Raw genomic sequence first — 25,598 nt, 5'->3', positions numbered from 1 at the left:
CCACGTGGCAGACAAGCTACTGTACCGCGCCCGGCCAGGGGCGAATCATGCGGAGATTGACGACCCGCTGCTGGCAACCGCGCGCGCTTGCTCAACAGCGTTTTACGAGGTGGGCCTAGACGCGTTGGTGGGCAGTCGCCTGCTGTTTTTTAATGCCACCAGTGAGTGGGTGATCAACCCCGAGATTATGCCGCTACCGCCCCAGCAGCTCGTGGCGGATATCCCTGCTCAGCTTTTCCATCAGCCAGCGCAAAAGCAGGCCATGATAGCGCGGCTTGCCAGCCTGCGAGAGCAGGGGTTTCGTATCTGCTTGGAAGATACCCTGCTAGACCAGCAGGGTGAAGTGCTGATGGCAATGGCTGATTTTGTGAAGGTCGATATCCGGCAGGACGAGGCTTATACGGCCCCTTTACGCTACCAGCGTGAAGGGCTGGCGCTGATTGCCACATTTGTTGAGCAGCGCGACCAGCTTGAGCAAGCCAAACAGGCGGGGTTTGATCTTTTCCAAGGGTATGTGTTCTCACCGCCTAACCACGTGCAGGCGTTGAATGCGCGACGCTCAAGTAATCCGGCTGCCGAGATGCAGCTGCTGGCGGAGCTGGCGTGCTCAGACCCTGACCAAGCTAGGCTAGAGAGCCTGCTGGCGCAGCATCCGCACCTCTGCAAGCTGGTGCTGCGCCAGCTTAACACCGCCGCGCACGCAAGCCTGGTACGCCCCGTTCGAAGCCTGCGTGAAGCGCTGCAGCTACTCGGAACGCGGCGCCTTAAATCCATGGTGATGACGATGTCGCTGTCACGCAACGACCCGGTTCAGTGCTTGCAGCTGCGCCAAGTGATTATTCGTGCCGCGATTTGCCGCTATATAGCCCGCCGCCTTAACGATGTTGATGGTCATACGGCGTTTACGCTGGGGCTGCTATCGCTGATAGGGCATGTAGAGGGAGCGCCTATTGAGGAGTTGGTAGGCTCTATTCTGCTGGAAGAGGAAGTGAAACAGGCGCTGCTAAGCCGTGAGGGAAATTTGGGCCGCCTGCTCTCGCTGGTTGAGCGCTTTGAGGCGGGAGATGTCCACCGGCTCAACAGCACCATGATCGATGTTCTAAATGAAGACTACCTAGCAGCGGTGGCGTGGGCGGAAGCGCTGCTAAGCGACTCTTGCGGGTCGGAGACTCCTTTAGCGTAATGGGAAGCAGCGTATGACCCCATCAGATAGGCACTGTTCAAGAAGAGGGCTCACCGAGTGGGTCGCCCTCATCGACTCATCGCAGAAGATAACGCCATGAACCCTAAAGCAGCCTTGCGCGCTACGCAGGGGCTTAGTCTTGAATGCGGCTGATCGCACTGGCTAGCTGCTTCACTTGGCCTTGCGAGGCTTGCACAAGTGAAGAAATTTCAGCGGCGGACGCATGTGCATTCAGCGCTAGCTGACGCACCTCTTTGGCGACCACCGCGAAGCTACGGCCGGCATCGCCTGCGTGGGCGGCCTCAATAGTGGCATTGAGTGAGAGTAGCTGAGTTTGTGTCGCAATTTTATTGATAGCGTTAATCACGCTAGAGATCTGCTGGCTCGACGAGAGCACGTCATCCATTGCCTGAAGCGTTTGGGTGTATGCTGATTTTTGATCGGAGATATCTGCGGCAAACACCACGTAGCCCTGAACGGCGCCGCTAATGGTTTTTAACGCTGACCAGTAGCACGTGAACGCCAGCGGCCCCTCCGGCCCCGCAAAAGAAGCGGAGTGCTTAACGACATCCTGTTTCTCCATCGCCTCTAATACGTCCGGTGTTAAGGACGCTTTAAATGCCTCTGTGTAAGCGCTGTCATGCGCAAAAAGACGCTCATAGGCTCGATTAGATTCGGTGAGCTGCCACTCGCTATTCCACTCAATAATCACCATGGCCTCGCCAATCGCATTGATTTTACGTGTAAACGCGAGGGCTAGCTGTTTAGTTTCGGTGACGTTAGCCTGGATTGAGATATAGCGCTCTAAGACACCCGCCTTGTTATGAACGGGGTTAATCGAAAGGCTGATCCAGTACTTGCTGCCATCTTTTGCGTAGTTAAGGATCTCTTCGTAAAAGGGCTCGTGCTGATGGATCTTCTGGCTAATACGTTGGCGTGTTTCGGGGTCTGTTTCTTCGCCTTGCAAAAAGTCGCCCGGCTTTCTGCCGCGCACTTCGTCTAACTCCCAGCCGGTTAAGCGTGAAAACCCTTGATTCACATACTCAATGCGGCCTTCTGGGTCAGTAATAATGACCGAGTTGTTTGTTTTATTGGCCACCAGCGATAAAATTTCAAAGGTTTTACGCTGTTTCACCTCGTCAGTGACATCTTTTAAAAACGCGGTGTAGCAAATGCGGCCGTCCAGGTGAATTTTAGAGACCGATAGCTGAGCCCAGCGCGCCTCACCATCACGGCGGGTAAACTCCACTTCTCTAAACGTGCCCACAATCCGGTCTTCGCCGGTGGTGCGGTTACGGTCGATGTAGTGATCGTGGTGTGCGCGGTGAATATCGGGAACCAGTATCTTGACGTTTTCACCCAGCACCTCTGTGCGCTGATAACCCCACATGCGCTCAGCGGCAGCGTTAAAAAACTGAATGTTGTTGTTTTCATCAATCGAAACCACAGCATCGACGGCTTGCTCAAGGGTTTGGCTAATGCTCTCAAGTGCCTCTTTTTCTGCGGTGACATCTTGAACGAAGGCGTTATAAAACGTTTTACCGCGATGTTTTAACTTAGAGAGTGAAAGCCGCACCCAAATCCGTGACCCATCTTTTCGCTCTAGCTGCACCTCGCGGGAGCTGCCCACAATGCGATCTTGCCCGGTTTGACGGTGCTGGTTGACCCAACCATCGTGCTGGCTCCGCATCTCTTGCGGAATCAGCATCGCCACGTTTTGCCCTCGCACCTCCCTGGCCGCATAGCCCCATAGCGTTTCCGCCGCGGCATTGAAAAAAACAACCTGGTTTCGCTCATCAATCGTAATAGATGCCAAGATGGTTTGTTCAAGCGCCTGCTTTTCGATGGTCTTTGTCAGCATAAATGGGTCCTCGCTGATGGGGGCTAACTTCAGTATTCCACGTGGCGCTCCGTCAAAACGTGAACAAGTGTCAAGAAACTCACCCAATACAAATCGTTCAGGTTCAAAGCTGCGATACGTCGAGCTGAATGGGTAATGAGATAGGAGTTAAACTGCTTCAAGGTGGCTCTTAGGGCGAGAATCCGCCTAAGACGAGCAGGCCTAAATGAGTTGCGGACAGCGTAAAACTTCTAGAGGATACGTCCTGGGCTGGGGAGTTAAACAGCGTCATTACGTAAACGGTGGCGCATGGATGTTAACAATAATTTTTCACATGCAGGCGGCATGCAATATAAGTACACAGCAAGGGTGAACGTTACGTTATGCGCTTCGATGTGGTGGCGATATGTATCGTGAAGGAAGTACTTACGTTAGCTGCCATGTTTGCAGGTTGCGCCGTACCTGCTTACCAGGAGCGCTCTCTCGGCAAGCGTTAGAAACGTTTGATCAGCTTGTAGAGCGCCCGATGCCTTACCCAGATAATCACGTTATCACGCCTCAAGGGGCACCGTTTGATGCCTTGTATATGGTTAGGGGTGGCGCGGTAAAACAGATTCAAACAAGTGGGCTAAGTAATAAGTCGACCGTTGTAGATATTTATTGGCCCGGTGATGTTGTCGGCCTGGAATGGATCGGTGCTACCTATCAAGACGATGCCCTTATCGCAGGGAGTCGTTCGTTTGTGTGCAAAATCCCCTATGGGCTTCTTACCGTCTTCAGCCTTAAGCAGCAAAGCGTCCAGAAAAAACTGCTGCAAAAAACGTCGCACCATTTACGGCAGCGCAAACTGCGCCCCTCATTGATGCAAAACGCCACGGCGTGCTCAAAAATAAGCACCTTTTTATTAACGGTTGCTAAGCAAAAACACCAACAGCATTACGACCCCACCCATTTTACTCTACCGTTAATGCAAGCAGAACTTGCAAGCTATCTGAACCTTGCCCCTGAAACTGTCAGCAGACAGCTCAAAGCGCTACGCCAAGCAAATATAATCGACCTCCATCAACGTCACGTCACTATTAAGGATGTGGATCAACTGGCGAGATGGGCGGAGCAGTTCTGAGGCTTCACTTCCACTTAGGAAAGTAAAACCCACCATATGTTTACTCTGTTATCGCTTTTTTAAAACGTTCATTTGAATAGGCGCTAGGAGAAGCAGTAGTCCAGGAGGTGTTTACAAACACGATAGAAAGGGCGCGTAACGATTATGGTGGAATGCAGCCTTAAATTTCAATCCATTGCGCTGGTCTATAACTAATGGAGTAGAAAATTATTTTAAGGGCTGACTTTTTATTCTTATTTTTTAGTGTTATCCTCATTATCATTAACAATATATCTGATTGACAAAGCGAGTTTAAGGAAATGCAAAAATGTCGGTGCATTCATTGTCACTCCTGAAAGCTGCCGATTATCTTGGGATGTTAGCCACACGGTGGCTATATACTTGCGATGCAAGAGCCGTCCATCATGTAACGATTTCAGTATCCTACCCTGAAGAGCCAAGCTGACTGCTTTCAGCCCATCAGCTGCGCCCTGTAATGTCGTATGAGTGTTGGCGATGGATAATCACCTCGCTCACTAAACAGAGCAGCGGTTTATTAATAGTGTGAGTGATATTTGCAGCATTAAAATAGCTTTGATAAAGGCGATAACTATTCATCTGCTTTACGGGCACGGTGTGATTCACTAGTAAAAGACTGATTAAGGTAGTCTTGAAAAGCTTATGAAAAATAAAAGAATTTGGTATGAAGCCAAATGCGTGGTAATAGTGCCCACGCAATAAAAAAGCGGTAGAAGCCGCTACGAAGAACATGGATTAAAAGGGAACTGTGTAATGAAAATGCTTAAGATGACGGCTGCTATTGCTACTGTATCGTTGATGACTGGGTGTGCCACGATTGTGGGCGATAAGGAGCAAAGTATCACGATCAACAGCAGTCCGAGTAACGCAGATGTGTTGATTACGGATGAGCGCAGTGTACAAGTGCATGCGGGCAATACACCAACGACAGTACAGCTGCGTAAATCTGACGGCAGCTATTTCGGCGGTAAAACTTACACCGTTGAGATTGCCAAAGAGGGTTATGAAAGCCGTACGATGATGATTAACTCCAGCCCCAATGGCTGGTACATCGGCGGGAACTTAATTTTCGGTGGTTTAATTGGTTGGCTAATTGTCGATCCCCTGACTGGTGCAATGTACAACCTTACGCCTGATACCCTTAACGCGTCATTGGGAGAAAGTGTTGCCACCACGTCAGATGGCGACTCAGAAATTACGCTGGTTCTGATTGAAGACGTGCCCACGTACATGCTGGATGAAATGCAGTACCTCGGTAAAATATAATTGAAGCAAGCATCGCCTGTGGGCGATGCTTTTATGCCGTTAGGAGAGTTAACGTTATGCTGCACCATTTATTTGCATTTCGTGCGTTGGTAGTAGGCTTCCTTGTTTTTGCATTAGCAGGATGCGGGTCAGTCGGAGTTCAACCCGTCTCAATGGGGCAGGCTAAAGCAGCTAACTGCGCACTTGACGAGTACGTAAGTGAAGACGATATTGAGCAACCTTATGAAGTTGCCTGCATGATCTCTTCTAAGACTGGCACGACGCTTGGGCACGATAAAAGTGCTTCTGCAGCGATCAACAACGCCCGTGGAGATGCCTGTGCCTGTGGCGCTGACGGTATTGTTGTAGAGTCTACAGAAGAAGAAGGAATGACACTGTTTACCTGGGGACAAGGGAAAGCTCAGTTAAAAGCAGTGCGTTATTTAGATTAAACAAAGTGCAGCTCTTTGAGCATAGTCAACGAGCTGCAGGGTTACACGCAGAAAATCAGTATCTAACGATCAGTCGTCGACTCCTGCAGCAAGCGCGACCTAGTGTGGTAATAACAATATCATTAAAGTTTGCGCCATTGCCGTTTCAAGTAGCGGCATGTTTTCTATTTTTGCATACAAATATTTCCTGATTTAATGCGGGCACTCTTTATGGTTCTTTAGGCAAAGAGGGCCCAAGAGTCTTCAAACGCAACGCTTACCACGCCTTGCATAAGCCAAGCGATATGCTGCGTCAGATAAATTCGCTGCAAAAAACCGCTGGCATGTTCTCAAGCGGCTCCGGTCGGGCCAAAAGGAAGCCTTGAACATAGGCGCAGTGCCGCGTGGCGAGAAACGCCAGCTGATCCCTGGTTTCCACGCCCTCGGCCACCACATGCAGTTTTAGTGCCTTGGCAAGCGCTATCACCGCCTCAGTGATGGCGGCATCCTCTGTCCCCATGGGCAGGTCGCGGATGAAGGCGCGATCAAGCTTGAGCGTATTAACCGGAAAGCGTTTGAGATAGCTGAGCGACGAGTAGCCGGTGCCAAAATCGTCGATGGCTAGCTGTACGCCGAGGTCACGCAGCGCGCGCATGGTATTAATGGCTGCCTCAACATCATCCATTACCATGCCTTCGGTAATTTCCAGCTCCACTTTCTCGGGAGGGATGCCGCTCTCTTCAATCGCGATACGCACGGCATCAATCAGCCCTGGCTGGCTGAATTGACGGGCGGAAAGGTTAATCGCGATACCTGGTACCCAGCCAATATGTTCGCTCAGTGCCATGGTGTCCCGGCACGCGCGGCGTAGTACCCAGGCACCTAACGGCACAATTAGGTTCGTTTCTTCGACAAGCGGAATGAAGTCGCCAGGGGACACCATGCCTCCGTCGCGGGGCCAGCGAATCAGCGCTTCCATGCTGGTGAAGCGGTTGGTGGTGAGGTCCAGCTTGGGCTGATAGTGCAGAGTAAAAGCGCCCTCCGCCACCGCGCGACGTAAGTCGCTTTCTAGGCGCGTTCGTTCGGCACTGTTCTGGTTCATGGTGTCGGAGAAGAAGCGGAATTCGCCCCCTCCATACGCTTTAGCCGCGAGCAAAGCGGTCTCTGCCACACGTATCAGTTCATCAATGTTATGTGCGTTATCGGGATAAATGCTGATACCGATACTGGCCTGTAGCACCACCTCTTCCGCTGCCTCAGTATTACGTTGCACGATGAAAGGCTCGCTCATCGCCTCCATAATCCGCGTTGCCACGAGCGTGGCATGCTCCGGCCTTTTGAGATTGTTTAGGATAACGGCAAAGTCGTCACCCCCCACGCGAGAAACAATATCAGGATGGCGTTCTCGGAGGCTCTTCTGGCGCGCGACTAAGTCGGTTCGGCGCACCGCGATGGCTAAGCGTTCCGCTATTTCTACCAGCAGTTGGTCGCCGGCGGGAAAGCCAAACGTGTCATTCACCTGCTTAAAGCGGTTGATGTTGATAAGCATGACGCCGACACAGGATTTTTGACGTCGCGACACTTCAAACTCGTGCTGTAAGCGATGACGAAACAGCGAACGGTTCGGCAGGGCAGTGAGCGCGTCGTAATACTGCAACCGCTCAATCTCTTTTTCTGACGCTTTTTGCTCAGAGAGATCATGAAACACGGCCACATAGTTGCTGGTCTTGCCGTTGGCATCCACCAGGCGGTCGATACTCATTAACTTCGGAAAGGCGGTGCCGTCTTCGTGGCGATCCCAAATTTCGCCTTCCCAATGCAGCTCATTGTTCAAGGCTTCCCACATGTTGCGGTAGAACTCGGGGCTATGCCGCCCCGACTTGGAAATTGACGGCTTTTTGCCAATGACGTTCTTAAGCTTAAAGCCCGTCATTTGCTCATAGGCGGGATTAACATAAAGAATACGATTATCGGCATCCGTGATGGCAACGGCGTGGGTGACGCGCTCAATGACCCTATTGACCAGCTTGAGATGATCGATCGTTTGCCGGTGACTCTCGGCCTCCTTCTCTAACTGCGCGGTACGCTCACGCACCCGCTGTTCAAGCACTTCGTTGGTGCTTTTAAGCGTTTGCTCTTTGTGTTTGTGTTGGCTGAAATCTTGAAAGAAAGCGGCAAAACGAAGCTCGTTATTCTCATTGAACGTGTTCACCGAGATCAGCATGGGCACTTTTTGACCGGCGCGGTCTATGCCCTCTACTTCCCTGGTGGCACCCACCATGTAACGGGAATCGTTTTCGAAGTAGGACGCCACATGCTCTAGATGTCGGCAGCGTTCAGGGTTGGGTATCAACACGGTGATGGGGTTGCCCACCAGGGTGCCCGGCGCGTAACGGAACATCGCCTCCGCCGCTTGATTGGCCTGCAAAATGAGACCCTGCTGATCAGACACAATGATGCCGTGCACCGCCGTGGCTAGCAGCTCAGCGTTATAAGCGTTTTCAACTCCTGAACATGTGTCGTCCATGCTGTCTTCTCATCAGTTTTTGTTCGCGTTACATGCAATGTTGCCAAATGGTTATGACGCTTAGCCTGACACTAGAGAATCACGAAACGCCTCTTTTTCACAGTTTAAAACCCAGCATACGCTTTTCTAGAGTCTGCAGTTTACCGAATTTAACTTATCACTCCATTTGTTTTCGGGGATTGAACGGTGCATACCCAAGCGGCAGCGCCGCTATGGTTGCAATAGCGCATGTCTATTCGCCATATATAACAAAATGAGCTATCGTTATTCCTGTGATTAGATCAACCACAGGAGTTCAGCATGTCTAACGATACGATGCAGCCCGTTATGCCCCAGATTAACCGTCCGGCGCCCGATTTCACGGCGAAAACCACCCACGGCGAAAAATCGCTGAGCGACTATCGTGGCCAGTGGTTGGTGCTTTTTGCCCACCCCTCCGACTTTACCCCGGTATGCACCACAGAATTTTCGGCCTTTGCGAACTACGCTGATCAGTTCAAGGCGGTGAATACCGAGCTGCTGGGCTTGTCGATCGACAGCATCCACTCACACATTGCCTGGACTCGCAGCATCAAGGAAAACTTTGGGGTTGAGATTACCTTCCCCATCATTGCGGATTTGAGCATGAAGGTGGCCAACGCCTACGGCATGATTCAGCCAGGTGCGAGTGATACGGCCGCCGTCCGCGCGACCTTTGTGATTGACCCTGAAGGCGTGCTGCGGGCGATGCTGTACTACCCCATGAGCAATGGCCGCTCTGTTGAGGAAGTCCTTCGCTTGGTGAAGTCGTTGCAAACCAGCGATGAGCATGGGGTGGCAACCCCCGAGGCCTGGCTGCCGGGTCAGCCGGTGATCGTGCCGCCTCCCCACACCTCGCAAGATGCAGAGGCACGTCAATCAGAAGGGTATGAGTACACCGACTGGTACTTCTGCAAAAAGGTGATTTAACACCTGCGAATAGCGACGTGATGGCTGGCTGCGGTCAGTCATCGCGCTATTTTTTCAGTCTGTTTTTCAGCTAACGGTCAGGAGCGTTTTATATGAACACCTTCGCACACTCTGAGCATACGGCAGCGGGCACGCCTGATGTGGCCGGCTTTTTTGATCCACGTACCTTTAGTGTCCAGTACGTGGTCAGCGACCCTGCGACGAAGCAGTGCGCGATTATTGATCCGGTCTTAGATTTTGATGAGAAATCCGGGGCCACAGCCACGCATCATGCCGATGAGCTGCTTGCCTATATCGCTAAAGAAGGCCTGTCGGTCGAGTGGATTCTCGACACTCATCCCCATGCCGACCACTTTTCAGCGGCGCAGTATTTGAAAGAAAAAACCGGCGCGCCCACCGCGATTGGCGAGCACGTCACCAAAGTACAGGCGCTGTGGAAAGAGATTTACCACTGGCCCGAGATGCCCACCGATGGACGCCAGTGGGACAGGCTGTTTGCTGAAGGCGATACCTTCACCATTGGCGAGCTAAAGGCCAGCGTGATGCACTCCCCAGGCCATACGCTTGCGTCTATTACCTATGTGATTGGCGACGCGGCGTTTGTCCACGACACGCTCTTTCAGCCCGATTTCGGCACCGCGCGGGCCGACTTTCCCGGTGGCGATGCCCACGTGCTGTGGAACTCTATCCAGCAAATTCTGGCGCTACCAGATGCCACCCGCGTGTTTACCGGGCACGACTATATGCCCGACGGACGAGAGCCGCAGTGGGAAAGCACGGTCGCGGAACAGCGCGACGGCAACCCCCACTTAGCAGGCGTTAGTGAAACGGCGTACATCGCCTTACGCCGTAAGCGCGATAGCGAGCTACCCATGCCGAAGCTGATCCTGCACTCGCTACAGGTGAATGCTCGGGGTGGCCGCTTGCCGGAACCCGAGGCGAACGGCAAGCGTTATCTAAAAATCCCGCTGGATGCGCTTGAGGGCGCTGCCTGGGACTAGCGCTCTGAGAGTAACTCTTTGTTGATAATAGCGCTTTGAGATTCGCCCCCTAAATGAGGAAAAGACCATGCAATCGCAACCGTTAGAAATGGGCATTGAAATTACTTCATCACTCAGTGTCGAGGATTTAGAGGACGTTAAAGCCAAAGGCTTTAAAGCGGTTATCTGTAACTGTAAAACGGGGGAGAGTGACGCCTTTCCCAACGAAGCTGTTTACCGCCATAAAGCCGACGCGCTAGGGCTTCAGTGGGTGCATATTCCGGTAGCGCCCGGTGAGTATGGCCCTGCAGACGTCGCGGCGTTTGCCGAGGCGATGCAAGGGCTGCCGCGTCCCATCCTGGCGTTTTGTCGTTCAGGCAAGCGCGCCACGCACCTTTGGGCTTACGCCAAGCGCCATACGGAGCAGTGCGATCTGGCCGAGCTGTTTTCTGCCGCTAAAGCTGCGGGGTTTGATTTAGAAGAGCATCGGCAGGGGTTAGAAAACGTTATTAGCCAAAAATAAAGTGAGTGCGCATGATGAGCCTTGAACGCTGGATCCCTATCGTCGGCTGGGTGCGTCGCTACCAACGAGCGCAGTTCTCTCGGGATGCGTTGGCCGCCGTCATCGTGACGCTCATGCTGGTGCCGCAAGCGCTGGCTTATGCGCTGTTGGCCGGGCTACCCCCAGAAATGGGTCTATACGCCAGCATGCTGCCGCTTGTGCTGTATGCCGTTTTTGGCACCAGTGCCAGCTTAGCGGTGGGGCCGGTCGCGGTTGCGGCACTGATGACGGCCTCTGCGCTAAGCACGTTTGCCGCGCCTGGCAGCCCTGAGTACATCGGGGCTGCGCTGGTGCTGGCAGCCCTCTCAGGGCTTATTTTGATTGCCATGGGCGTGCTTCGCCTCGGCTTTTTAGTCAACTTTTTAAGCCACCCGGTCATCTCCGGCTTTATTACCGCCTCGGGCATTTTAATTGCCATTAGCCAGCTCAAACACATTGTTGGCGTTGAGGCGTCTGGCCATAACGTGATTGAGCTGCTGGGCGCGCTGCTGTCCCAGTGGCAGCAGGTGAACTTCACCACGTTGGCGATTGGCGCTGGCGTTTGGGGGTATTTATGGCTCTGCCGCCAGCGGCTGGCGGGCTGGCTGATGGCGCTGGGCGTGTCGGCCAGCGCCTCAAGTATCGTGGTGAAAGCTGCGCCTATCTCTGCCGTCGTGATCACCACGCTGCTGGCCTGGGGGTTTAACCTTGCGCAGTACGGCGTTGACGTGGTGGGTTTCGTGCCCAGCGGGCTACCGGTGATTGCTCTGCCCAGCCTTGACCAATCGCTGTGGCTGGGGCTGCTGCCCGCAGCGCTGCTGATCAGTTTGGTGGGCTTTGTGGAGTCGGTGTCCGTTGCGCAAACGCTGGCCGCCAAGCGTCGCCAGCGTATTGACCCCAATCAAGAGCTGATTGCCCTGGGCATGGCGAACCTCGGGGCGGGCATCAGCAGCGGCTCGCCGGTGTCCGGCGGCTTTTCGCGTTCAGTGGTGAACTTTGAAGCTGGCGCCGCCACACCGTTGGCAGGCGCCTTCACGGCGTTGGGGATTGTGCTCGCCACGCTGTTACTCACTGATTTACTGGCATTTCTTCCCACCGCCACGCTGGCCGCAACGATTATCGTCGCGGTGAGCACGCTGATTGATCTGCCTGCGGTCAAGCGCACCTGGCAGTACTCCCGTAGCGATGGGTTGGCGATGATCGCGACGCTGCTGCTGACACTGCTGCATAGCGTGGAAATGGGCATTGTCAGCGGCGTTGTGCTCTCGCTAGGGCTGCATCTCTACCGCACCAGCCAGCCCCACAGCGCGGTGGTAGGCCGAGTGCCGGGCACCGAGCACTTTCGTAATGTGAAGCGTCATCAGGTCGAGACCGATGAGCAGGTCGCCATGCTGCGCATTGATGAGAGTCTCTACTTCGCCAACGCCCGCTATCTGGAAGATACCGTCATGGCCCTGGCCGCCCGCTCCCCGTCGCTAAAGCACATGGTGCTGACCTGCCAAGCGGTCAATGTTATCGATGCATCAGCCTTGGAGAGCTTAGAGGCCATTAACGCGCGGCTAAAGGATGCAGGCGTCATGCTGCACTTGGCTGAAGTCAAAGGGCCGGTGATGGATCGCCTAAAAGACACCGACTTTTACCATGAGCTCACTGGCAAGATGTTTTTCACCACCTTTGAAGCGTGGCAAGCGCTGGTGCATCCTGATCAAGCGCTGACGGCAGCAGAGTGCCAGCACGCACGCTGAGCAAAGTGATTGAACACATGGAAGAGGAAACACGTTATGCAACAGCAGCAAACCAACATCGCCATTATTGGCGCGGGCAGCGCGGGGCTTAGCGCATGGCACGCCGCACGCAAGCACACGGATGACGTGGTGTTAATTGAAGAAGGGCCGTATGGCACTACGTGTGCTCGGGTGGGCTGCATGCCCTCTAAGCTACTTATCGCCGCCGCGAATGCCGCCCACAGCGCCCGCAACGCCGCCATGTTTGGTGTCGCCATTAACGAGGTGGCGGTTGACGGACATGCGGTGATGGCGCGGGTTAAGAGCGAGCGCGACCGCTTTGTTGATAACGTGCTCTCCTCGATGAAGTCGATTCCCGAGTCCCAACGCCTGCAGGGGCACGCGCGGTTTATCGATCCCCACACGCTGGCCATTGGCGACCATACCCAGCTGACAGCCAACGCCGTTATCATTGCCACCGGCTCGCGGCCCACGTGGCCGAGCCTGCTGGAGGGGGCGGGAGACCGCTTAATCATCAATGATGATGTGTTTGACTGGGAAACGCTTCCAGCCTCCGTGGCGGTAGTGGGGCCGGGCGTGATTGGGATGGAGCTAGGGCAAGCGCTGAGTCGATTAGGCGTGCGCACACGCACCTTTGGGGTTGGCGGCGCGGTTGGCCCCTTTCAGTCTGACAAACTGCGCCAGCTTGCCGATGAGACGTTTAACCGCGAGCTATATCTTGATCCAGATGCCACCATTGAGCAGGTTGAGCACCAAGGCGATGGCGTCGCCATTACCTTCTACGAGCGGGAAAGCGGGCAAAAAATCACGGAAATATTTGATTACGTGCTAGCCGCAACCGGGCGTCAGCCTAACGTCGATCAGCTGGCTATCGAGAACGCCGGTGTGGCGCTCGATAAGCGTGGCGTTCCTCGGTTTAATCGTTTCACCACGCAGTGTTTAGCCCAGGACAACACGCCTAGCCATATCTTCATCGCGGGCGATGCCAACCAGTCCGTTCCGCTACTCCATGAGGCGATCACCGAAGGTAAAATTGCCGGACGCAATGCCGCCCGCCTAGACGATGTGCAAGTGGGGCAGCGTAATGTGCCGCTCGCGGTGGTGTTTACCGAGCCGCAAATGGCCATTGTGGGGGAGAGCCGTGCCGCGCTAGAGGCGCGCTACGGCGGGTGTGACTGTATTGCCGAAGGCGGCGTGTCGTTTGACGACCAAGGCCGGGCGCGCGTAATGGGTGAAAACCATGGCTATTTAGCGCTTTACGCAGAGCACGGCAGCGGGCTCTTTTTAGGGGCTGAAATGCTGGGGCCACGCGCAGAACACATTGCCCACCTGCTGGCCTGGGCCTTAGAGCAAAAGCTAACCGTTAGCCACATGCTGACAATGCCCTTTTATCATCCCGTGGTGGAAGAAGGCGTAAGGTCGGGGCTGCGTGACTTGCAGGCCAACCTCAAGCAAGGGCCCAGCATTACCGAGCGCTGCATGGAGTGCGGCCCGGGCGACTGATAAAACGAGATTCCCGCGCTTACATACATATCGCCCTCTTTTATGCATAAAAGAGGGCGATGACGTAGCGCATAGAGTGGAGAGTAAAAAGCGACGAGCCACCTATACCTTGTCGTGATTGGCGAAACTATCGAACGCCTCAAGCGCTTGGGCGGCGTAGGTAAACGCTGGCCCGCCCCCCATGTACATACACACGCCCAGCATCTCCATCACTTCCTCGCGAGTGGCGCCCAGCTCCGCCGCCGCTTTGGCGTGAAACGCAATGCACCCGTCGCAGCGCACGCTAATTCCAATCGCCAGCGCCATCAGCTCTTTATACTTGTGTGAAAGCGCGCCTTCTTTGTTGGCGCCTTTCGCCATTTGGGTGAACCCCTTGGCAACATCGGGGATGTTTTTGCCAATATCCTGCATCAGCGCGGAGAGGTCTTGGGTCGTTTTTTGCCAATCTTTATGCATGCTTGCCTCCTAACAAAGCGTGAGGGTTACGGGTAAATCCTAAGCCGCTAATGGTCGTTTAAATTGACGTTTTTAAGGGCTGTTTTTAAGGGCTGTTTTTAAAGACTGCTTTAGTGATAGCCTTCGCCTACTTTCACCTTGCCGCGGAATACCCAGTAGGTCCAAGCGGTGTAGGCCAGCACGATAGGAATTACGAATAGGAAGCCGATTAACAGAAACAGCTGGGACTCCGGTGCGGACGAGGCATCCCAAATGGTGTAGTTAGGCGGCACAATCACCGGCCACTTGCTGGCAATCAGCCCCAGGTAGGTAAATAGGAAGATCCCCAGCGCCATGACAAAAGGCAGGCCCTCATCTTGGCGCTTCACCGAACGGTACACCATGCCTGAGCAGAGTAAGGCGAGCAGCGGGAAGACCCAAATAAGCCGGAGCTGATCCATCCAGCGGCTATACACTTCAGGGCTAACCAGCGGTGTCCAGATGCTCACAATCGCGAACACGGCCAAGACCGCGAGCAGCAGTTTAGGCGTGATCGCGTAGGCCCACTGCTGCACGTGCCCCTCTGATTTCATAATCAGCCACGTGGCGCCGAGTAGCGCATAACCGGCCATTAATCCTAACCCGGTCAGCACGGTAAACGGCGTTAACCAGTCGAGCGCGCCGCCCACATAGCGAAAGTCCTCAACGGCAAAGCCTTGGATATAGGCACCCACCACGGCGCCCTGGGCAAAGGCAGCAACGGCTGAGCCTAAGAAGAACGCACGGTTCCACCAGCGGCGGTTTTTATGCGATTTAAAGCGAAATTCAAACGAGATACCGCGAAAAATCAGCCCGGCCAGCATCAGAAAGACGCCGATATACAGCGCGGGCAAGAACACCGAATAGACCAGTGGAAAAGCGCCCAAAAGCCCGGCGCCACCCAGTACCAGCCAGGTTTCATTGCCATCCCATACGGGCGCTACCGAATTCATCATCACATCGCGTGATTCCTCGTCAGGCGCCAAGGGATACAAGATCCCCAGGCCCAAATCGAAGCCATCCATAATCACGTACATGATGACGCCAAAGCCGATAATGACGGCCCAAATCAAGGCTAAGTCGATACTCATGATGCGTTCGCTCCTGCGGTGTTGTCGCTAAAGTCGTCATCCAGCGGCGTATGCGCCGCCGAAAGCGGGCGCTTAGGACGCTCAACCTCACCGTCAATTTCGACAGGGTTATCCAGCATGCCGTTACGCACCACGCGGGTGAGGTAATACACCCCCACCACAAACACCACGCTATACACCGCGATATAGCCAATCAGCGTGAACAGCGCCATACCGCCTGTTAACGAGGGCGTAAGGCCCTGCGCGTGGGTCATCACGCCATACACCAGCCAAGGGGCGCGGCCCGCTTCTGTCACAATCCAGCCCGAGAGCACCGCAAGGAAGGGCGTGATAATCATCGCCACCAGCGTTTTAAGGAACAGCGGGCTGGTAAACACCCGCGCTTTGCGACGCATCAATAGCCCCACCAGCGCGACGCCGATCATTAAGAAGCCAAGGCCCACCATCACGCGGAACGACCAGAACACCAGCATGACAGGCGGCTGCTCCTCGGGTGCCACCTCGGAAATACCGGGGATCACGCCATCCGCACTATGTTTGAGGATGATGCTCGCCATGTTGGGAATACCCAGCTCGAAACGGTTGGTCTGGTTTTCCTGATCCGGCAGCGCAAACAGCAGCAGCGGAACGTTAGAGCGGGTTTCCCAGTTACCTTCCATAGCGGCAACTTTCGTCGGCTGGTGTTCCAGGGTATTTAAACCATGAAAATCACCAATCACCGCCTGTGCGGGTGCCAGAAAGAGAAGCAGCCATAAACACATGGAAAGCGCTTTTTTGTTGGCCTCCACGTCGCGGTTGCGTAACAAAAACCACGCGCTAACCCCCGCCACGACAAAGCCACCGGTAAGGAACGACGCCATACCCATATGCGCGAAGCGGTACCAGAACGAGGAGTTAAAAATGGCTTCAAACCAGGAGGTAATATGGAAGCGCCCATCAATCAGCTCATAGCCCGCCGGTGTCTGCATCCAGCTGTTAGCGGAAAGAATCCAAAACGACGAGATAAACGTACCGATGGCCACCATGATCGCGGCGAACAGGTGAACTCCCTGGGGCACCTTATTGCGGCCAAATAACAGCACGCCCAAGAAAGCCGCTTCCAGGAAGAACGCCGTGACAACCTCGTAGCTGAGCACCGGGCCAAGGAAATTCGAGGTGGCGTACGAAAAGTTACTCCAGTTCGTTCCAAACTGGAACGACATGACAATGCCGGACACCACGCCCATGCCGAACACCACGGCGAATACCTTGGTCCAGAACTGGGCTAGCCGGTCCCATGCGTGGTTAGCCGTTTTATAGAACAAGCCGTGCAACACCGCGATATACGACGCAAGGCCGATCGTGAACACGGGAAAGATAGCGTGGAAAGACACCACAAACGCAAACTGCAGGCGGGATAAAACCAGCGGATCGAGCTCCATCATAACCTCCAAGAGCATGACGCATAATAAGAGATAGACGGTCGATTCACGCTTGCTAGATAGACCGTATTTCTCTTATATTGCATTTTGAAATATGCTTATTACATATCTAATAATACAAGAGGCGAGGCCGTAGCGACATCCGAAAGTAGCGGTTTGGCGATGGCGTATTGTCGCATCAATAGACGCCCCGCCATGCGCGCGTCCGTTTATGCCTCCCGCTGAGGGCTGATCAAAAAGACCAAGGGTTGAAGGATGATAAGGGCGATGAAAAACGTGGCGATGGCCGCGCCAACAAGCGCTATCCAATCAAAAACGGTGGCCACATAGCCAAGCGTTGAGTGTGTGAGCCAGGGCACCCAGAGTAGCGCCGTGAGCCCTATCAATAACGCCAGCAGCGTGGCGAGGCGGCTATGGTGGCGAGTGACCTGATAGCCACGCAGATAAGCGAGCAGATGCGCGCTGATCATAATAAAAACCCCGCCTATCAGCTGCCACATAAAGGGCGCTAAGGCGTACATCACTATGGTTAGCATTCCGCCAATGGACATTGCAGTTCTCCTTAAGCTTGGCCTTCAAGCACCGCGTAGTAAGCGGGTTGCAGCATGCGGTCTTTCATGACCCATACCGACCAAGATTCTTCAGTGGGATCTATGAAGGGAAACGACGGCATAAACGCGAAGTCGTCGGCGTAACCAAACTCCACCAGCATGGCCTTGCCAATACCGGTAATCATGGGGCACGAGGTGTAGCCCGTATGCCGGGCGGGGGGCGTTTTGCCTTGCATCACGGCCAGCAGATTCTCTTCCACCACCGGCGCCTGGGCTTTCACGCTGGCGGCGGTTTTATTGATGGGCGCGCCAATCACATCGCCAATGCCAAACACCTCGGGGTAACGGGTGTGCTGTAGCGTGTGGATATCGACATCCAGCCACTCGCCCCTAAACGGCCCGTCTTGGGCGATCAGCGCGCTCTGTTTCACAAACTCGTGGGCGCTCATCGTCGGGACGACGTGGATAAAGTCGTAGTCGGCAATCACGGTGGGCTGGTTATAGCGCCTAAATTCTGCTTCGCGCAGCTGATGGTGGGAGGTAAATTCGCTTTCAGGCCCTACAAAGGTAAATTCAGCCTGTTTAGCCCGCGGGTCAATGGCGGCGAGCCGGTAGTGGTGGCGCCTATTAACGCCTTGGTCGTCAAAGCGCTGCTTCACAAATGCATCGACCCACGGCTGCGAGAACAGGCCCGCCCCCGGTGCCATGTAGTCCACTTCAAAGGCATCACGCTGCCCAGAGGCTTCCAGTCGGCTTAGCGTCGTGAAGGTCATCTTCAGCGGTGCTCCGGCGCACTTCACCGGGGTGGGGGCGGCGGTAAAAATGCCTTTGCCTTGGCCGCTGTTTAACCAGGTTTGAATGGCCTGGTTGGTTCGTGAGGCGCCCTCAATGCTGGCGTACACGCTGCCAATGCCGTGCTGGCCCACCAGCTCTGGCGTCATGCCATCAATTAAGTGGTAATTGAGCTGAATGCCAGTTGCCACTACCAAGAAGTCATACTCAAGGGCAGAGCCGCTAGCCAGCGTAATACGCTTGTTGTCGGCATCAATGCTGGCCGCGTGCTCACGCAGCCACTCAACGCCACGGGGCATAAACTGCGCGTTAGGGCGCATGGTTTTCGCTGCGTTCCACACGCCGGACGCCACCAGCGTCCAGCCCGGCTGATAGTGGTGCGTCTCGCGTGGCTCTACCAGCGTAATGGTGCCGCCCTGAAGCCGCTGGGCGAGCCGGTTTGCCATCGCCAACCCCGCTGCACCGCCGCCCAAAATCACGATGCGTGCCTGCGTTTGCAGCGTATTCGCCGACAGCCCGCTGAGCGGAAGCAGGCTAGCTGCTCCCAATCCTGCGCCGGTTTTTAATAACGCTCTGCGCGTCATGTGCTGTGTCATTACGGGTGGCGTTTGCATGGGTGCTCCTTAAGTGAAAGCTAACATATACCTTTTAGATATAATGTTATTCCATTATGTATTTTTTGCGCAAAAACGCCATAGGCATTTTGTCCTACCTGGCAGACGGGAAACGTCAGTAAAAAGGGCGCTAAAAACGGATAGTCAAACGCTAGCGAGCGCATTAAGCGCTTGGGCGATAGCGCTGTTTCAAGCGTTGCCGGCCATGCTCAGCCCACGAAAGCAGCGCAGGGATAATAAACAGCACCAGCAGCGTGGAGCCTCCTAAACCAAACGCAATGGACGTGGCCATGGGAATCAGGAACTGAGCCTGCAGCGAGGTTTCAAACAGCAGCGGTAGCAGCCCGCCAATGGTGGTCAGTGACGTGAGCAGCACCGCTCGAATCCGCTGCACAACGGCCTCATTGAGCGCCTCGTCAATGCCTAAGCCCTTTTCGCGCTGCTGGCGGTAAAAGCTCACCAGAATAATGGCGTTATTCACCACGATGCCGGACAGCCCAAACAGGCCGAAGAGCGATAAAATCGTCAGGTTGATCCCCAGCGCCCAGTGCCCCAGCAGGGCGCCTACCAGGGAAAAGGGGATAATCGCCATCACAATCAGCGGCAGAGTCCAAGAGGCAAACACCCAGGTTAAAACGCCGTACATCAAGCCCAAGCCAATTATCAGGCCGGTGCGCATATCCGCTAGGGTTTCGCGCTGGTCGGCCGCCCGGCCCTCAAAGCTGGCGGTGAGGAAGTATTCACGCTCTAAACGGGGCAGCAGCTCGGCGGAGAGGCTTTCCAGCACCTGCTCAGCGGAGGTGGTTTGGCTGTCAATCTCAGCGGTTACTTCAACGGCCAGCTGGCCTTCGGCATGGCGTAAGGTCTCGAACCCTTGGCGGTGGGATAACTCCATCACCTGCGAGAGCAGCACCTGACGGCCATCCGCGAGCGTCACCGCTAGGCTGGAAAGGGTCGATAAGCGCTCGCGCTGGTGCCTGGGCAGCTGCACGCGCACCTCAATTTCATCGGCACCGGATTGGTGTATCTGCACAATTTGGCCATCAAAAGCAGTACGCAGCTGGCTACCCAGGTCGTCTGTGGTCAGGCCGAGCGCTTGGCCGTAGGCATTCACGCGGTAGATCAGCTGCTCGCGCCCCCAGGGCATATCGTTTTCCGTGCTGAGCACGCCGGGCAGCCCGGCCATCGCCTCTCCAAGAATATCGGCGGCATGGCGCAGGCCTTCGGCGTCTTCTCCGGTTAGCCGAATATTGACATCCTTACCCGGCGGGCCAGCGGCGCGCTCGGTGATGTTTAGGCTATCCAGCCCCGCCGGGGTTTGTATCCGTTCGCGCCAGGCGCGAATAAATTCCACATTGCGCACGTCGCGGGCATCCGGTGAGGTTAGCTCAACCATCACGGAACCCACGCCATCGCCGGTGCGTGCCGGTGCGCCGCCTGCCTGGGTGCTGCCGTAATGGGCAACCGCCGTGCGCACTAGGCCGCCGCCCATGGCGTCCTCGGTTTCTTGCAAGGTGGCCTGCAGGTGGTCGACAAACTCCGCCACTTGGCCACGGTGGGTGCCTGCCACAAAGCTGGCGTTGGCATACACAATGCTGGATTCCGGCGAGGGAAAGAAGGTGAAGCCGATGCGGCCACCGGCCAGAAGCCCAGCCGTGACCAGCGTGATGGCCAGCGCGGTGGTTAGCGTAACGCCACGGTAGCGCAGCGAGCGCTGGGAAAAGCGCCGAAAGCGCCCCTCGCGGAAATGATCAAAACGCGCTTCAAACCCCTGGCGCAGCCGCTCAATACCACGGGGAGGACGCTTGGCCTTGTTAGCGGGTATAAACGCATTGCGCAGGTGAGCAGGCAGCACCACAAAGCACTCCAGCAGCGAGGCGATGAGCACGCAGATCATAATAATCGGAATATCGCCGAGGATATTGCCAATCACCCCGCCGACCATCAGCAGCGGCATAAACGCCGCCACCGTGGTGAGCGACGACGCCACCACGGGCCAGAGCATGCGCCGGGCGGCACCGGCAGAGGCCAGTTTGGGGTCTTCGCCCATGCGGTGGTGGGCGTCTGCGTCTTCGCCCACCACAATCGCATCATCAACAATCACCCCCAGGGCCATAATCAGCGCAAATAGCGACATCATGTTAATCGAGCCGCCAATACCCCAGAAAACCCCTAACGAAGCGAGAAACGCGGTAGGAATCCCAATGGCGACCCACAGCGCCACCCGGGCAGGCAGAAAGAAGTAGAGCAGAATCACCACCAGCAGCAGGCCGGTGAGGCCATTGCCCAGCAGCAACGAAATACGCTCGTCGATCAGCTGCCACGACTCATCGTAAACCGCTAACGCAACGCTGGGCGGCAGCGTAGGGCGCGTTTCGGCCAGCCAGTGCTCCAGGCGCTGTGCGGCTTGAAGCGAGTCGCCGCTTTCTGCGCGCTGCAAAATCATCTCAACGGCGGGCTGGCCCCGGTAGGTCAGCTCAACTTCCCCATCCCGCGCTTCCTGGTGAATGTGGGCGATGTCGCCCAGGCGCAGCTGCAGGCGGTCGTTGCTCAGCACCGGCATATCCTCGAACGCCAGGGCATCGCGGTGCTGTTCAAGCGAGCGCAGTTCACGGGTGCTGTCCTGCTGGCCTAACAAGCCCGCCGGTAAATCCCGCGACATGCCCTGCACCTGGGCGGCTACGTCGCCAAGGGATAACCCAAGCGCTTGAAGGCGTTCGGCAGGCACATCGATGCTGATTTGTTGGGCAGGCAGCCCGTTAAGCTGAATACGATCAATCCCCGCCATCAGCAGCGAGTCTTCAAACCGATGGGTGAGCTTGCGCAGCTCATGGGGGGCAAGATCGCCATGCACCAACAGGCGCGCAACGGGTTCGTAACGCGCTTGGCGGGAGATCTCCGGCGGTTCAGCGCTGGCAGGCAGGTTGGTAAAGCTATCCACCTGCTGGCGAATGTCATCCAGCGCCAGCACCGGGTCGCTGCCTTCCTCCAGCTCCAGAGTGATATTGGCAATGCCCTGGGCCGAAGTGGAGGTCATGCGCTTTAAGCCATCCAGGCTGCGCAGCCGCTGCTCCAGCGGGTTGGTAATGCCCTGTTCGATATCCTCGGCAGAGGCGCCACTCCACATCACCCGTACGTTAACTACATCAAGCGCGAAGGTGGGGAAAAACTGGATATTCATGCGCGCAATACCCAGCGCGCCGCCCAGCAGCATCACCAGCATCACAAGGTTAGCCGCCACCTTATGGCGAACAAAAAAGCCGATAAAATCGCCGCGCGGGGTCATGGGCTGGCCTCAGCGCCAGCCGAGGGTTGGGTGACTTCCACCGGCAGCCCGTGCACTGCGTTGGGCAGGTGGGTCGACATAATGCGGTCGCCCGCTTCCAGCGTTTCTGCACGCACTAATAGCCAGCGCTCCCCGTTGCGCTGGGCGACTTCCCCCAGCCGCTCGACGCGCTGGCGCTCCAGGCGGTTATCGTGATTGATGCGATAGAGTAAATCAGCCCCGTGCAAGGCAGAGTAGGGCACGGCAATGGCATTTTTCACCCCAGGGCGGCGCAGCTGCACGGCCACCAGCGCCCCTGGGCGCAAGCCGTGTGCCTGCCCTTGCACCGCGAAAATCGCCTCAGTGCCGGTGGGGTCGCTTTCCCCCGCCAAACGTTCCAATACAAAGCGCTGGTCGCCACCCGTGGCGGTGGCCTCAAGCGGCGCGCCCTGTTGCAGGTGCGCTTCCAGCTCCGCGTGGTAGGGCTGGGGGATGCGGGCGCGTAGCTCCAGGCCATCGTGTGGGTAAAGTGAGAGCAGCGCAGCTCCGGGGGTCACATCGTCGCCTTCCGCGACGTTCACCCGCGTGACGCTGCCCGCGAAGGGCGCATGCACGCGGCCACGCGCTAGGTTGCGCTGCGCATCGGCCACGTGCACCTGCGCCCTGGCAAGGCGGGCGTCTAAACTGGCTAACCGAGAGGGGTATTCGGCAATCGCGCTTTCACGGGCGGAGACACTTAGCTGGGCGCGGGCCACGGCATCCCGGGCTGCATCTACCTCCGTTTGCGAGGCAAGGTTACGCCCCTCCAAGGAGCGGTTGCGCTCCAACTGGCGGTTGGCGCTGGCGAGCAGGTTGCGCTCTTGGGCTAATACCTGGCGATTATTCTCATGGCGGATGCGCTCGTTTTCCCGCTGGGCCTGCAGGTCAGCAAGTTCCGCTTCGGCTTGGCGCAGCGGCGATGCCAGGTCGTCTTCATCCAGGGCGATCAGCAGCTCACCTTCAGCGACCCGCTGGCCGTCGCTCACCGCCCGCTGGGCCACCCGCGCTTGAACCGGTGCCGTAAAGGTGACCAGGGTGGGTGCCACCACTTCCCCAAACAGCGGCAGCAGCGGCACATGCTCGCCGGGGGAGACGCTCAGCGCCTCCACAGGCCAGCGCCGCTCCTGCGCCGCCACAGGGGCGGGTTCCGGGCGCGTGTAACGCAACGCCATAAAGCTGGCAATGCCCAGCAGCAGAATCACCAGCGGGAGTAAGCGCTTCAGCATAAGGATATCTTTATATGGAATAAGGCGTGTCTATCTTAACCCGCTCGCACCCCTAATCATATCGGCGGATCGCAAGGTTGCGACAATGCAGCGCACTCAAAATGAGAAACCTGCTTTCTTGGTTACTATTTTTTACATTATTTTCTTGATGATAAGCCTAAAGATTCCCCGCGCCGCGCCGTTAACTAATACAACGGCGCACACAGTGGCCGAAAAGCGGGCCTTCAAGGCCAGTGTTAACGCAAGGAGAATCACACCATGTCAGTGATCAATACCAACATTACTTCCATGATTGGCCAGAATAATCTGTCCAAATCACAAAACGCCCTGCAAACCTCCATGGAGCGTTTGAGTTCTGGCCTGCGTATCAACAGTGCGAAAGACGACGCCGCTGGTCAAGCCATTGCCAACCGTTTCTCTTCACAAATTACTGGCTTGGGCCAAGCGCAGCGTAATGCCAACGATGGTATCTCCATCGCTCAAACCGCTGAAGGTGGTTTGAACCAGGTAAACGATAACCTACAGCGTGTGCGTGAACTGACCGTTCAGGCGCAAAACGGCACCAACAGCGCTTCTGACTTGGATTCTATCCAAGACGAAATAAACCAGCGTATGGCAGAAATTGACCGTATTGCCGCAGAAACTGACTTCAACGGCACCAAAGTCCTTTCTAGCGATAACGGCCTGAGCATTCAAGTTGGCGCTGATGATGGTCAAACCATTTCAGTCAATCTGCAACAAATCACTTCCAGCACCCTCGGCCTAAATGGCTTTAACGTTAATGGTAGTGGTGAAACGCAAAACGCAACCGCGACTGTAACAAACATTCAGGGAAACCAAGGTACAGAAGCGCTGGCGAGTGGCGGTGGTGAATGGGGTGTTGTAACCAATCACGATGCGGCAACATTTGAAGATCTTCTTGGTAGTATGCAAGATGGCAATACAGTTGCAGTGAGTGGTGCTACAACGTCTGCTACTTATACCTTCGATGCTAATGCTGGTAACTTTTCGTTCGATAATACTGTTGTTGCTTCTGGTGGTACAGCTGCAGCTGACTTTGCTGACGCACAAGGCTTTACGCCTGCCAACGGCACCAAAACGGGTACTTATGAAGTTGCTGGTGGCGATACTGCAACCTTTGAAATTACTTCCACGGGCGGTATTACACTTAATGGCGAAGCCGCTTACATTTCTGCCGCTGGAGAGCTAACCAACAATAGTGGTGGTGGTGCTCAAGTTGCCACGATTGATGCACTTGTAGAAACAGCAGCCGCTGGAAGTAACTCCTTCACTATTGATGGTACCACTTACACTGGTAATGGTAGTGACTCCATCACTTTCAGTGATACCGCTAGTGCGGCTGAAGTCGAAGCAGCTCTAACACAAGCTACCACTGATTCAACAGTAACTCTAGGTGATGGTTTTGCTGAGCGGGCTGTGACTGTAGGATCTGGCGGCACTACCTCAACTGATACTTACGTTGATGGCAACGATGAATTGACGACTGTTGAAGGCTTCCGTACTGAATACAACGTCAACGATGAAACTGGCGAAGTGACAGTGGCAGGTACCTTTACGCTGGCGGATACCGATGGTACTAACACCATGGCGGGTACTAAGTACGAGCAGGAAGTGGGTGCGACTGTATACGTAAGCGGTGGGCAGCTGACAACAGATGAGACAACTGCTGGTGATGCAACCGAAAATCCGCTGTCTACCTTAGACGAAGCACTAGCCCAGGTTGACAGCTTGCGCTCTGAATTAGGTGCGGTGCAGAACCGTTTTGAGTCTGCTATTACCAACTTGCAGACTAATGAAACGAACCTCTCTGCTGCACGCTCGCGCATCGAAGATGCAGACTACGCAATGGAAGTGGCCAACATGACCCGCGCGCAGATTCTGCAGCAGGCCGGTACCTCTGTACTGGCACAGGCTAACCAGCTGCCGCAGAACGTCCTTTCTCTGCTGGGTTAATCTAAGGCTTGGCCTTGATAAAGCGAACGCTTTATTGTTGAGTAATACAATGAACCGGCTCCTTACA

General features: G+C 55.5%; 19 protein-coding genes. 10 read left to right on the top strand and 9 right to left on the bottom strand.

Annotated features, from left to right (window positions below; all coding sequences use genetic code 11):
- Positions 1-4 precede the first annotated feature (4 nt).
- Positions 5-1,183 carry an EAL and HDOD domain-containing protein gene (locus LG301_RS15625; protein ID WP_404472072.1) on the top strand — a complete coding sequence of 393 codons (1,179 nt, stop codon included), beginning with the start codon at positions 5-7 and terminating at the stop codon, positions 1,181-1,183.
- Positions 1,184-1,316: 133 nt separating this feature from the next.
- Here LG301_RS15625 and LG301_RS15620 read toward each other — a convergent pair whose 3' ends face one another.
- Positions 1,317-3,044: a PAS domain S-box protein gene (locus tag LG301_RS15620; protein WP_404472071.1), complete on the bottom strand. Its 1,728-nt coding sequence runs from the start codon at positions 3,042-3,044 to the stop codon at positions 1,317-1,319.
- A gap of 505 nt (positions 3,045-3,549) precedes the next feature.
- Between LG301_RS15620 and LG301_RS15615 the strand changes: the two genes are divergently transcribed.
- The 3 genes from LG301_RS15615 (at position 3,550) to LG301_RS15605 (ending at position 5,861) form a co-directional block, all read left to right on the top strand.
- Positions 3,550-4,146: a Crp/Fnr family transcriptional regulator gene (locus tag LG301_RS15615; protein ID WP_404472070.1), complete on the top strand. Its 597-nt coding sequence runs from the start codon at positions 3,550-3,552 to the stop codon at positions 4,144-4,146.
- 771 nt (positions 4,147-4,917) lie between these two features.
- The gene (locus tag LG301_RS15610) at positions 4,918-5,430 is read left to right on the top strand and encodes a hypothetical protein (RefSeq protein WP_404472069.1); all 513 of its coding nucleotides are present in this window, start codon (positions 4,918-4,920) and stop codon (positions 5,428-5,430) included.
- Positions 5,431-5,486: 56 nt separating this feature from the next.
- Positions 5,487-5,861: a hypothetical protein gene (locus LG301_RS15605; protein ID WP_404472068.1), complete on the top strand. Its 375-nt coding sequence runs from the start codon at positions 5,487-5,489 to the stop codon at positions 5,859-5,861.
- Between the two features lie 292 nt (positions 5,862-6,153).
- Here LG301_RS15605 and LG301_RS15600 read toward each other — a convergent pair whose 3' ends face one another.
- Entirely contained in the window at positions 6,154-8,367 is a 2,214-nt protein-coding gene (locus LG301_RS15600) for an EAL domain-containing protein (RefSeq protein ID WP_404472067.1), read from the bottom strand.
- A 300-nt stretch (positions 8,368-8,667) separates the two neighbouring features.
- Here LG301_RS15600 and LG301_RS15595 point away from each other — a divergent pair, with 300 nt between their 5' ends.
- The 5 genes from LG301_RS15595 to LG301_RS15575 all read left to right on the top strand — a co-directional run bounded on the left by LG301_RS15595 (position 8,668) and on the right by LG301_RS15575 (position 14,084).
- Positions 8,668-9,315 carry a peroxiredoxin gene (locus tag LG301_RS15595; RefSeq protein ID WP_404472066.1) on the top strand — a complete coding sequence of 216 codons (648 nt, stop codon included), beginning with the start codon at positions 8,668-8,670 and terminating at the stop codon, positions 9,313-9,315.
- Between the two features lie 92 nt (positions 9,316-9,407).
- Positions 9,408-10,316 carry an MBL fold metallo-hydrolase gene (locus LG301_RS15590; RefSeq protein WP_404472065.1) on the top strand — a complete coding sequence of 303 codons (909 nt, stop codon included), beginning with the start codon at positions 9,408-9,410 and terminating at the stop codon, positions 10,314-10,316.
- A gap of 67 nt (positions 10,317-10,383) precedes the next feature.
- Entirely contained in the window at positions 10,384-10,818 is a 435-nt protein-coding gene (locus LG301_RS15585) for a TIGR01244 family sulfur transferase (RefSeq protein WP_404472064.1), read from the top strand.
- Positions 10,819-10,832: 14 nt separating this feature from the next.
- A complete protein-coding gene (locus LG301_RS15580; RefSeq protein WP_404475299.1) occupies positions 10,833-12,581 on the top strand; it encodes a SulP family inorganic anion transporter in 1,749 nt (582 codons plus the stop codon).
- A 36-nt stretch (positions 12,582-12,617) separates the two neighbouring features.
- The gene (locus tag LG301_RS15575; RefSeq protein WP_404472063.1) at positions 12,618-14,084 is read left to right on the top strand and encodes a dihydrolipoyl dehydrogenase; all 1,467 of its coding nucleotides are present in this window, start codon (positions 12,618-12,620) and stop codon (positions 14,082-14,084) included.
- A 102-nt stretch (positions 14,085-14,186) separates the two neighbouring features.
- Here LG301_RS15575 and LG301_RS15570 read toward each other — a convergent pair whose 3' ends face one another.
- The 7 genes from LG301_RS15570 to LG301_RS15540 form a co-directional block, all read right to left on the bottom strand.
- The gene (locus LG301_RS15570) at positions 14,187-14,540 is read right to left on the bottom strand and encodes a carboxymuconolactone decarboxylase family protein (RefSeq protein WP_404472062.1); all 354 of its coding nucleotides are present in this window, start codon (positions 14,538-14,540) and stop codon (positions 14,187-14,189) included.
- Positions 14,541-14,650: 110 nt separating this feature from the next.
- Positions 14,651-15,649, bottom strand: a complete 999-nt coding sequence (cydB, locus tag LG301_RS15565; protein ID WP_263066996.1) for a cytochrome d ubiquinol oxidase subunit II — start codon at positions 15,647-15,649, stop codon at positions 14,651-14,653.
- Positions 15,646-17,070 carry a cytochrome ubiquinol oxidase subunit I gene (locus LG301_RS15560; RefSeq protein WP_404475297.1) on the bottom strand — a complete coding sequence of 475 codons (1,425 nt, stop codon included), beginning with the start codon at positions 17,068-17,070 and terminating at the stop codon, positions 15,646-15,648. The genes cydB and LG301_RS15560 overlap by 4 nt, the downstream gene beginning before the upstream one ends.
- A gap of 209 nt (positions 17,071-17,279) precedes the next feature.
- Entirely contained in the window at positions 17,280-17,621 is a 342-nt protein-coding gene (locus LG301_RS15555) for a hypothetical protein (RefSeq protein ID WP_404472061.1), read from the bottom strand.
- Between the two features lie 11 nt (positions 17,622-17,632).
- Positions 17,633-19,027: an NAD(P)/FAD-dependent oxidoreductase gene (locus LG301_RS15550; protein ID WP_404472060.1), complete on the bottom strand. Its 1,395-nt coding sequence runs from the start codon at positions 19,025-19,027 to the stop codon at positions 17,633-17,635.
- 163 nt (positions 19,028-19,190) lie between these two features.
- Positions 19,191-22,313, bottom strand: coding sequence for an efflux RND transporter permease subunit (locus tag LG301_RS15545; RefSeq protein ID WP_404472059.1), 3,123 nt, complete (start codon positions 22,311-22,313; stop codon positions 19,191-19,193).
- Entirely contained in the window at positions 22,310-23,557 is a 1,248-nt protein-coding gene (locus LG301_RS15540; protein ID WP_404472058.1) for an efflux RND transporter periplasmic adaptor subunit, read from the bottom strand. The genes LG301_RS15545 and LG301_RS15540 overlap by 4 nt, the downstream gene beginning before the upstream one ends.
- Positions 23,558-23,815: 258 nt before the next feature.
- Between LG301_RS15540 and LG301_RS15535 the strand changes: the two genes are divergently transcribed.
- Entirely contained in the window at positions 23,816-25,531 is a 1,716-nt protein-coding gene (locus LG301_RS15535; protein WP_404472057.1) for a flagellin, read from the top strand.
- Positions 25,532-25,598 lie beyond the last annotated feature (67 nt).

The organism is Vreelandella venusta (assembly GCF_044809155.1).
GTDB lineage: Bacteria > Pseudomonadota > Gammaproteobacteria > Pseudomonadales > Halomonadaceae > Vreelandella > Vreelandella venusta_B.
Note: the sequence above shows the minus strand (reverse complement) of the source record. Positions and strands in the feature narration are given on the sequence as shown.

Bases quoted from the DNA above. Each gene is read 5' to 3' on its own strand.
- LG301_RS15620 (WP_404472071.1), bottom strand. From the start codon at position 3,044: ATGCTGACAAAGACCATCGAAAAGCAGGCGCTTGAACAAACCATCTTG.
- LG301_RS15615 (WP_404472070.1), top strand. From the start codon at position 3,550: ATGCCTTACCCAGATAATCACGTTATCACGCCTCAAGGGGCACCGTTT.
- LG301_RS15610 (WP_404472069.1), top strand. From the start codon at position 4,918: ATGAAAATGCTTAAGATGACGGCTGCTATTGCTACTGTATCGTTGATG.
- LG301_RS15605 (WP_404472068.1), top strand. From the start codon at position 5,487: ATGCTGCACCATTTATTTGCATTTCGTGCGTTGGTAGTAGGCTTCCTT.
- LG301_RS15600 (WP_404472067.1), bottom strand. From the start codon at position 8,367: ATGGACGACACATGTTCAGGAGTTGAAAACGCTTATAACGCTGAGCTG.
- LG301_RS15595 (WP_404472066.1), top strand. From the start codon at position 8,668: ATGTCTAACGATACGATGCAGCCCGTTATGCCCCAGATTAACCGTCCG.
- LG301_RS15590 (WP_404472065.1), top strand. From the start codon at position 9,408: ATGAACACCTTCGCACACTCTGAGCATACGGCAGCGGGCACGCCTGAT.
- LG301_RS15585 (WP_404472064.1), top strand. From the start codon at position 10,384: ATGCAATCGCAACCGTTAGAAATGGGCATTGAAATTACTTCATCACTC.
- LG301_RS15580 (WP_404475299.1), top strand. From the start codon at position 10,833: ATGAGCCTTGAACGCTGGATCCCTATCGTCGGCTGGGTGCGTCGCTAC.
- LG301_RS15575 (WP_404472063.1), top strand. From the start codon at position 12,618: ATGCAACAGCAGCAAACCAACATCGCCATTATTGGCGCGGGCAGCGCG.
- LG301_RS15570 (WP_404472062.1), bottom strand. From the start codon at position 14,540: ATGCATAAAGATTGGCAAAAAACGACCCAAGACCTCTCCGCGCTGATG.
- cydB (WP_263066996.1), bottom strand. From the start codon at position 15,649: ATGAGTATCGACTTAGCCTTGATTTGGGCCGTCATTATCGGCTTTGGC.
- LG301_RS15560 (WP_404475297.1), bottom strand. From the start codon at position 17,070: ATGGAGCTCGATCCGCTGGTTTTATCCCGCCTGCAGTTTGCGTTTGTG.
- LG301_RS15555 (WP_404472061.1), bottom strand. From the start codon at position 17,621: ATGTCCATTGGCGGAATGCTAACCATAGTGATGTACGCCTTAGCGCCC.
- LG301_RS15550 (WP_404472060.1), bottom strand. From the start codon at position 19,027: ATGCAAACGCCACCCGTAATGACACAGCACATGACGCGCAGAGCGTTA.
- LG301_RS15545 (WP_404472059.1), bottom strand. From the start codon at position 22,313: ATGACCCCGCGCGGCGATTTTATCGGCTTTTTTGTTCGCCATAAGGTG.
- LG301_RS15540 (WP_404472058.1), bottom strand. From the start codon at position 23,557: ATGCTGAAGCGCTTACTCCCGCTGGTGATTCTGCTGCTGGGCATTGCC.
- LG301_RS15535 (WP_404472057.1), top strand. From the start codon at position 23,816: ATGTCAGTGATCAATACCAACATTACTTCCATGATTGGCCAGAATAAT.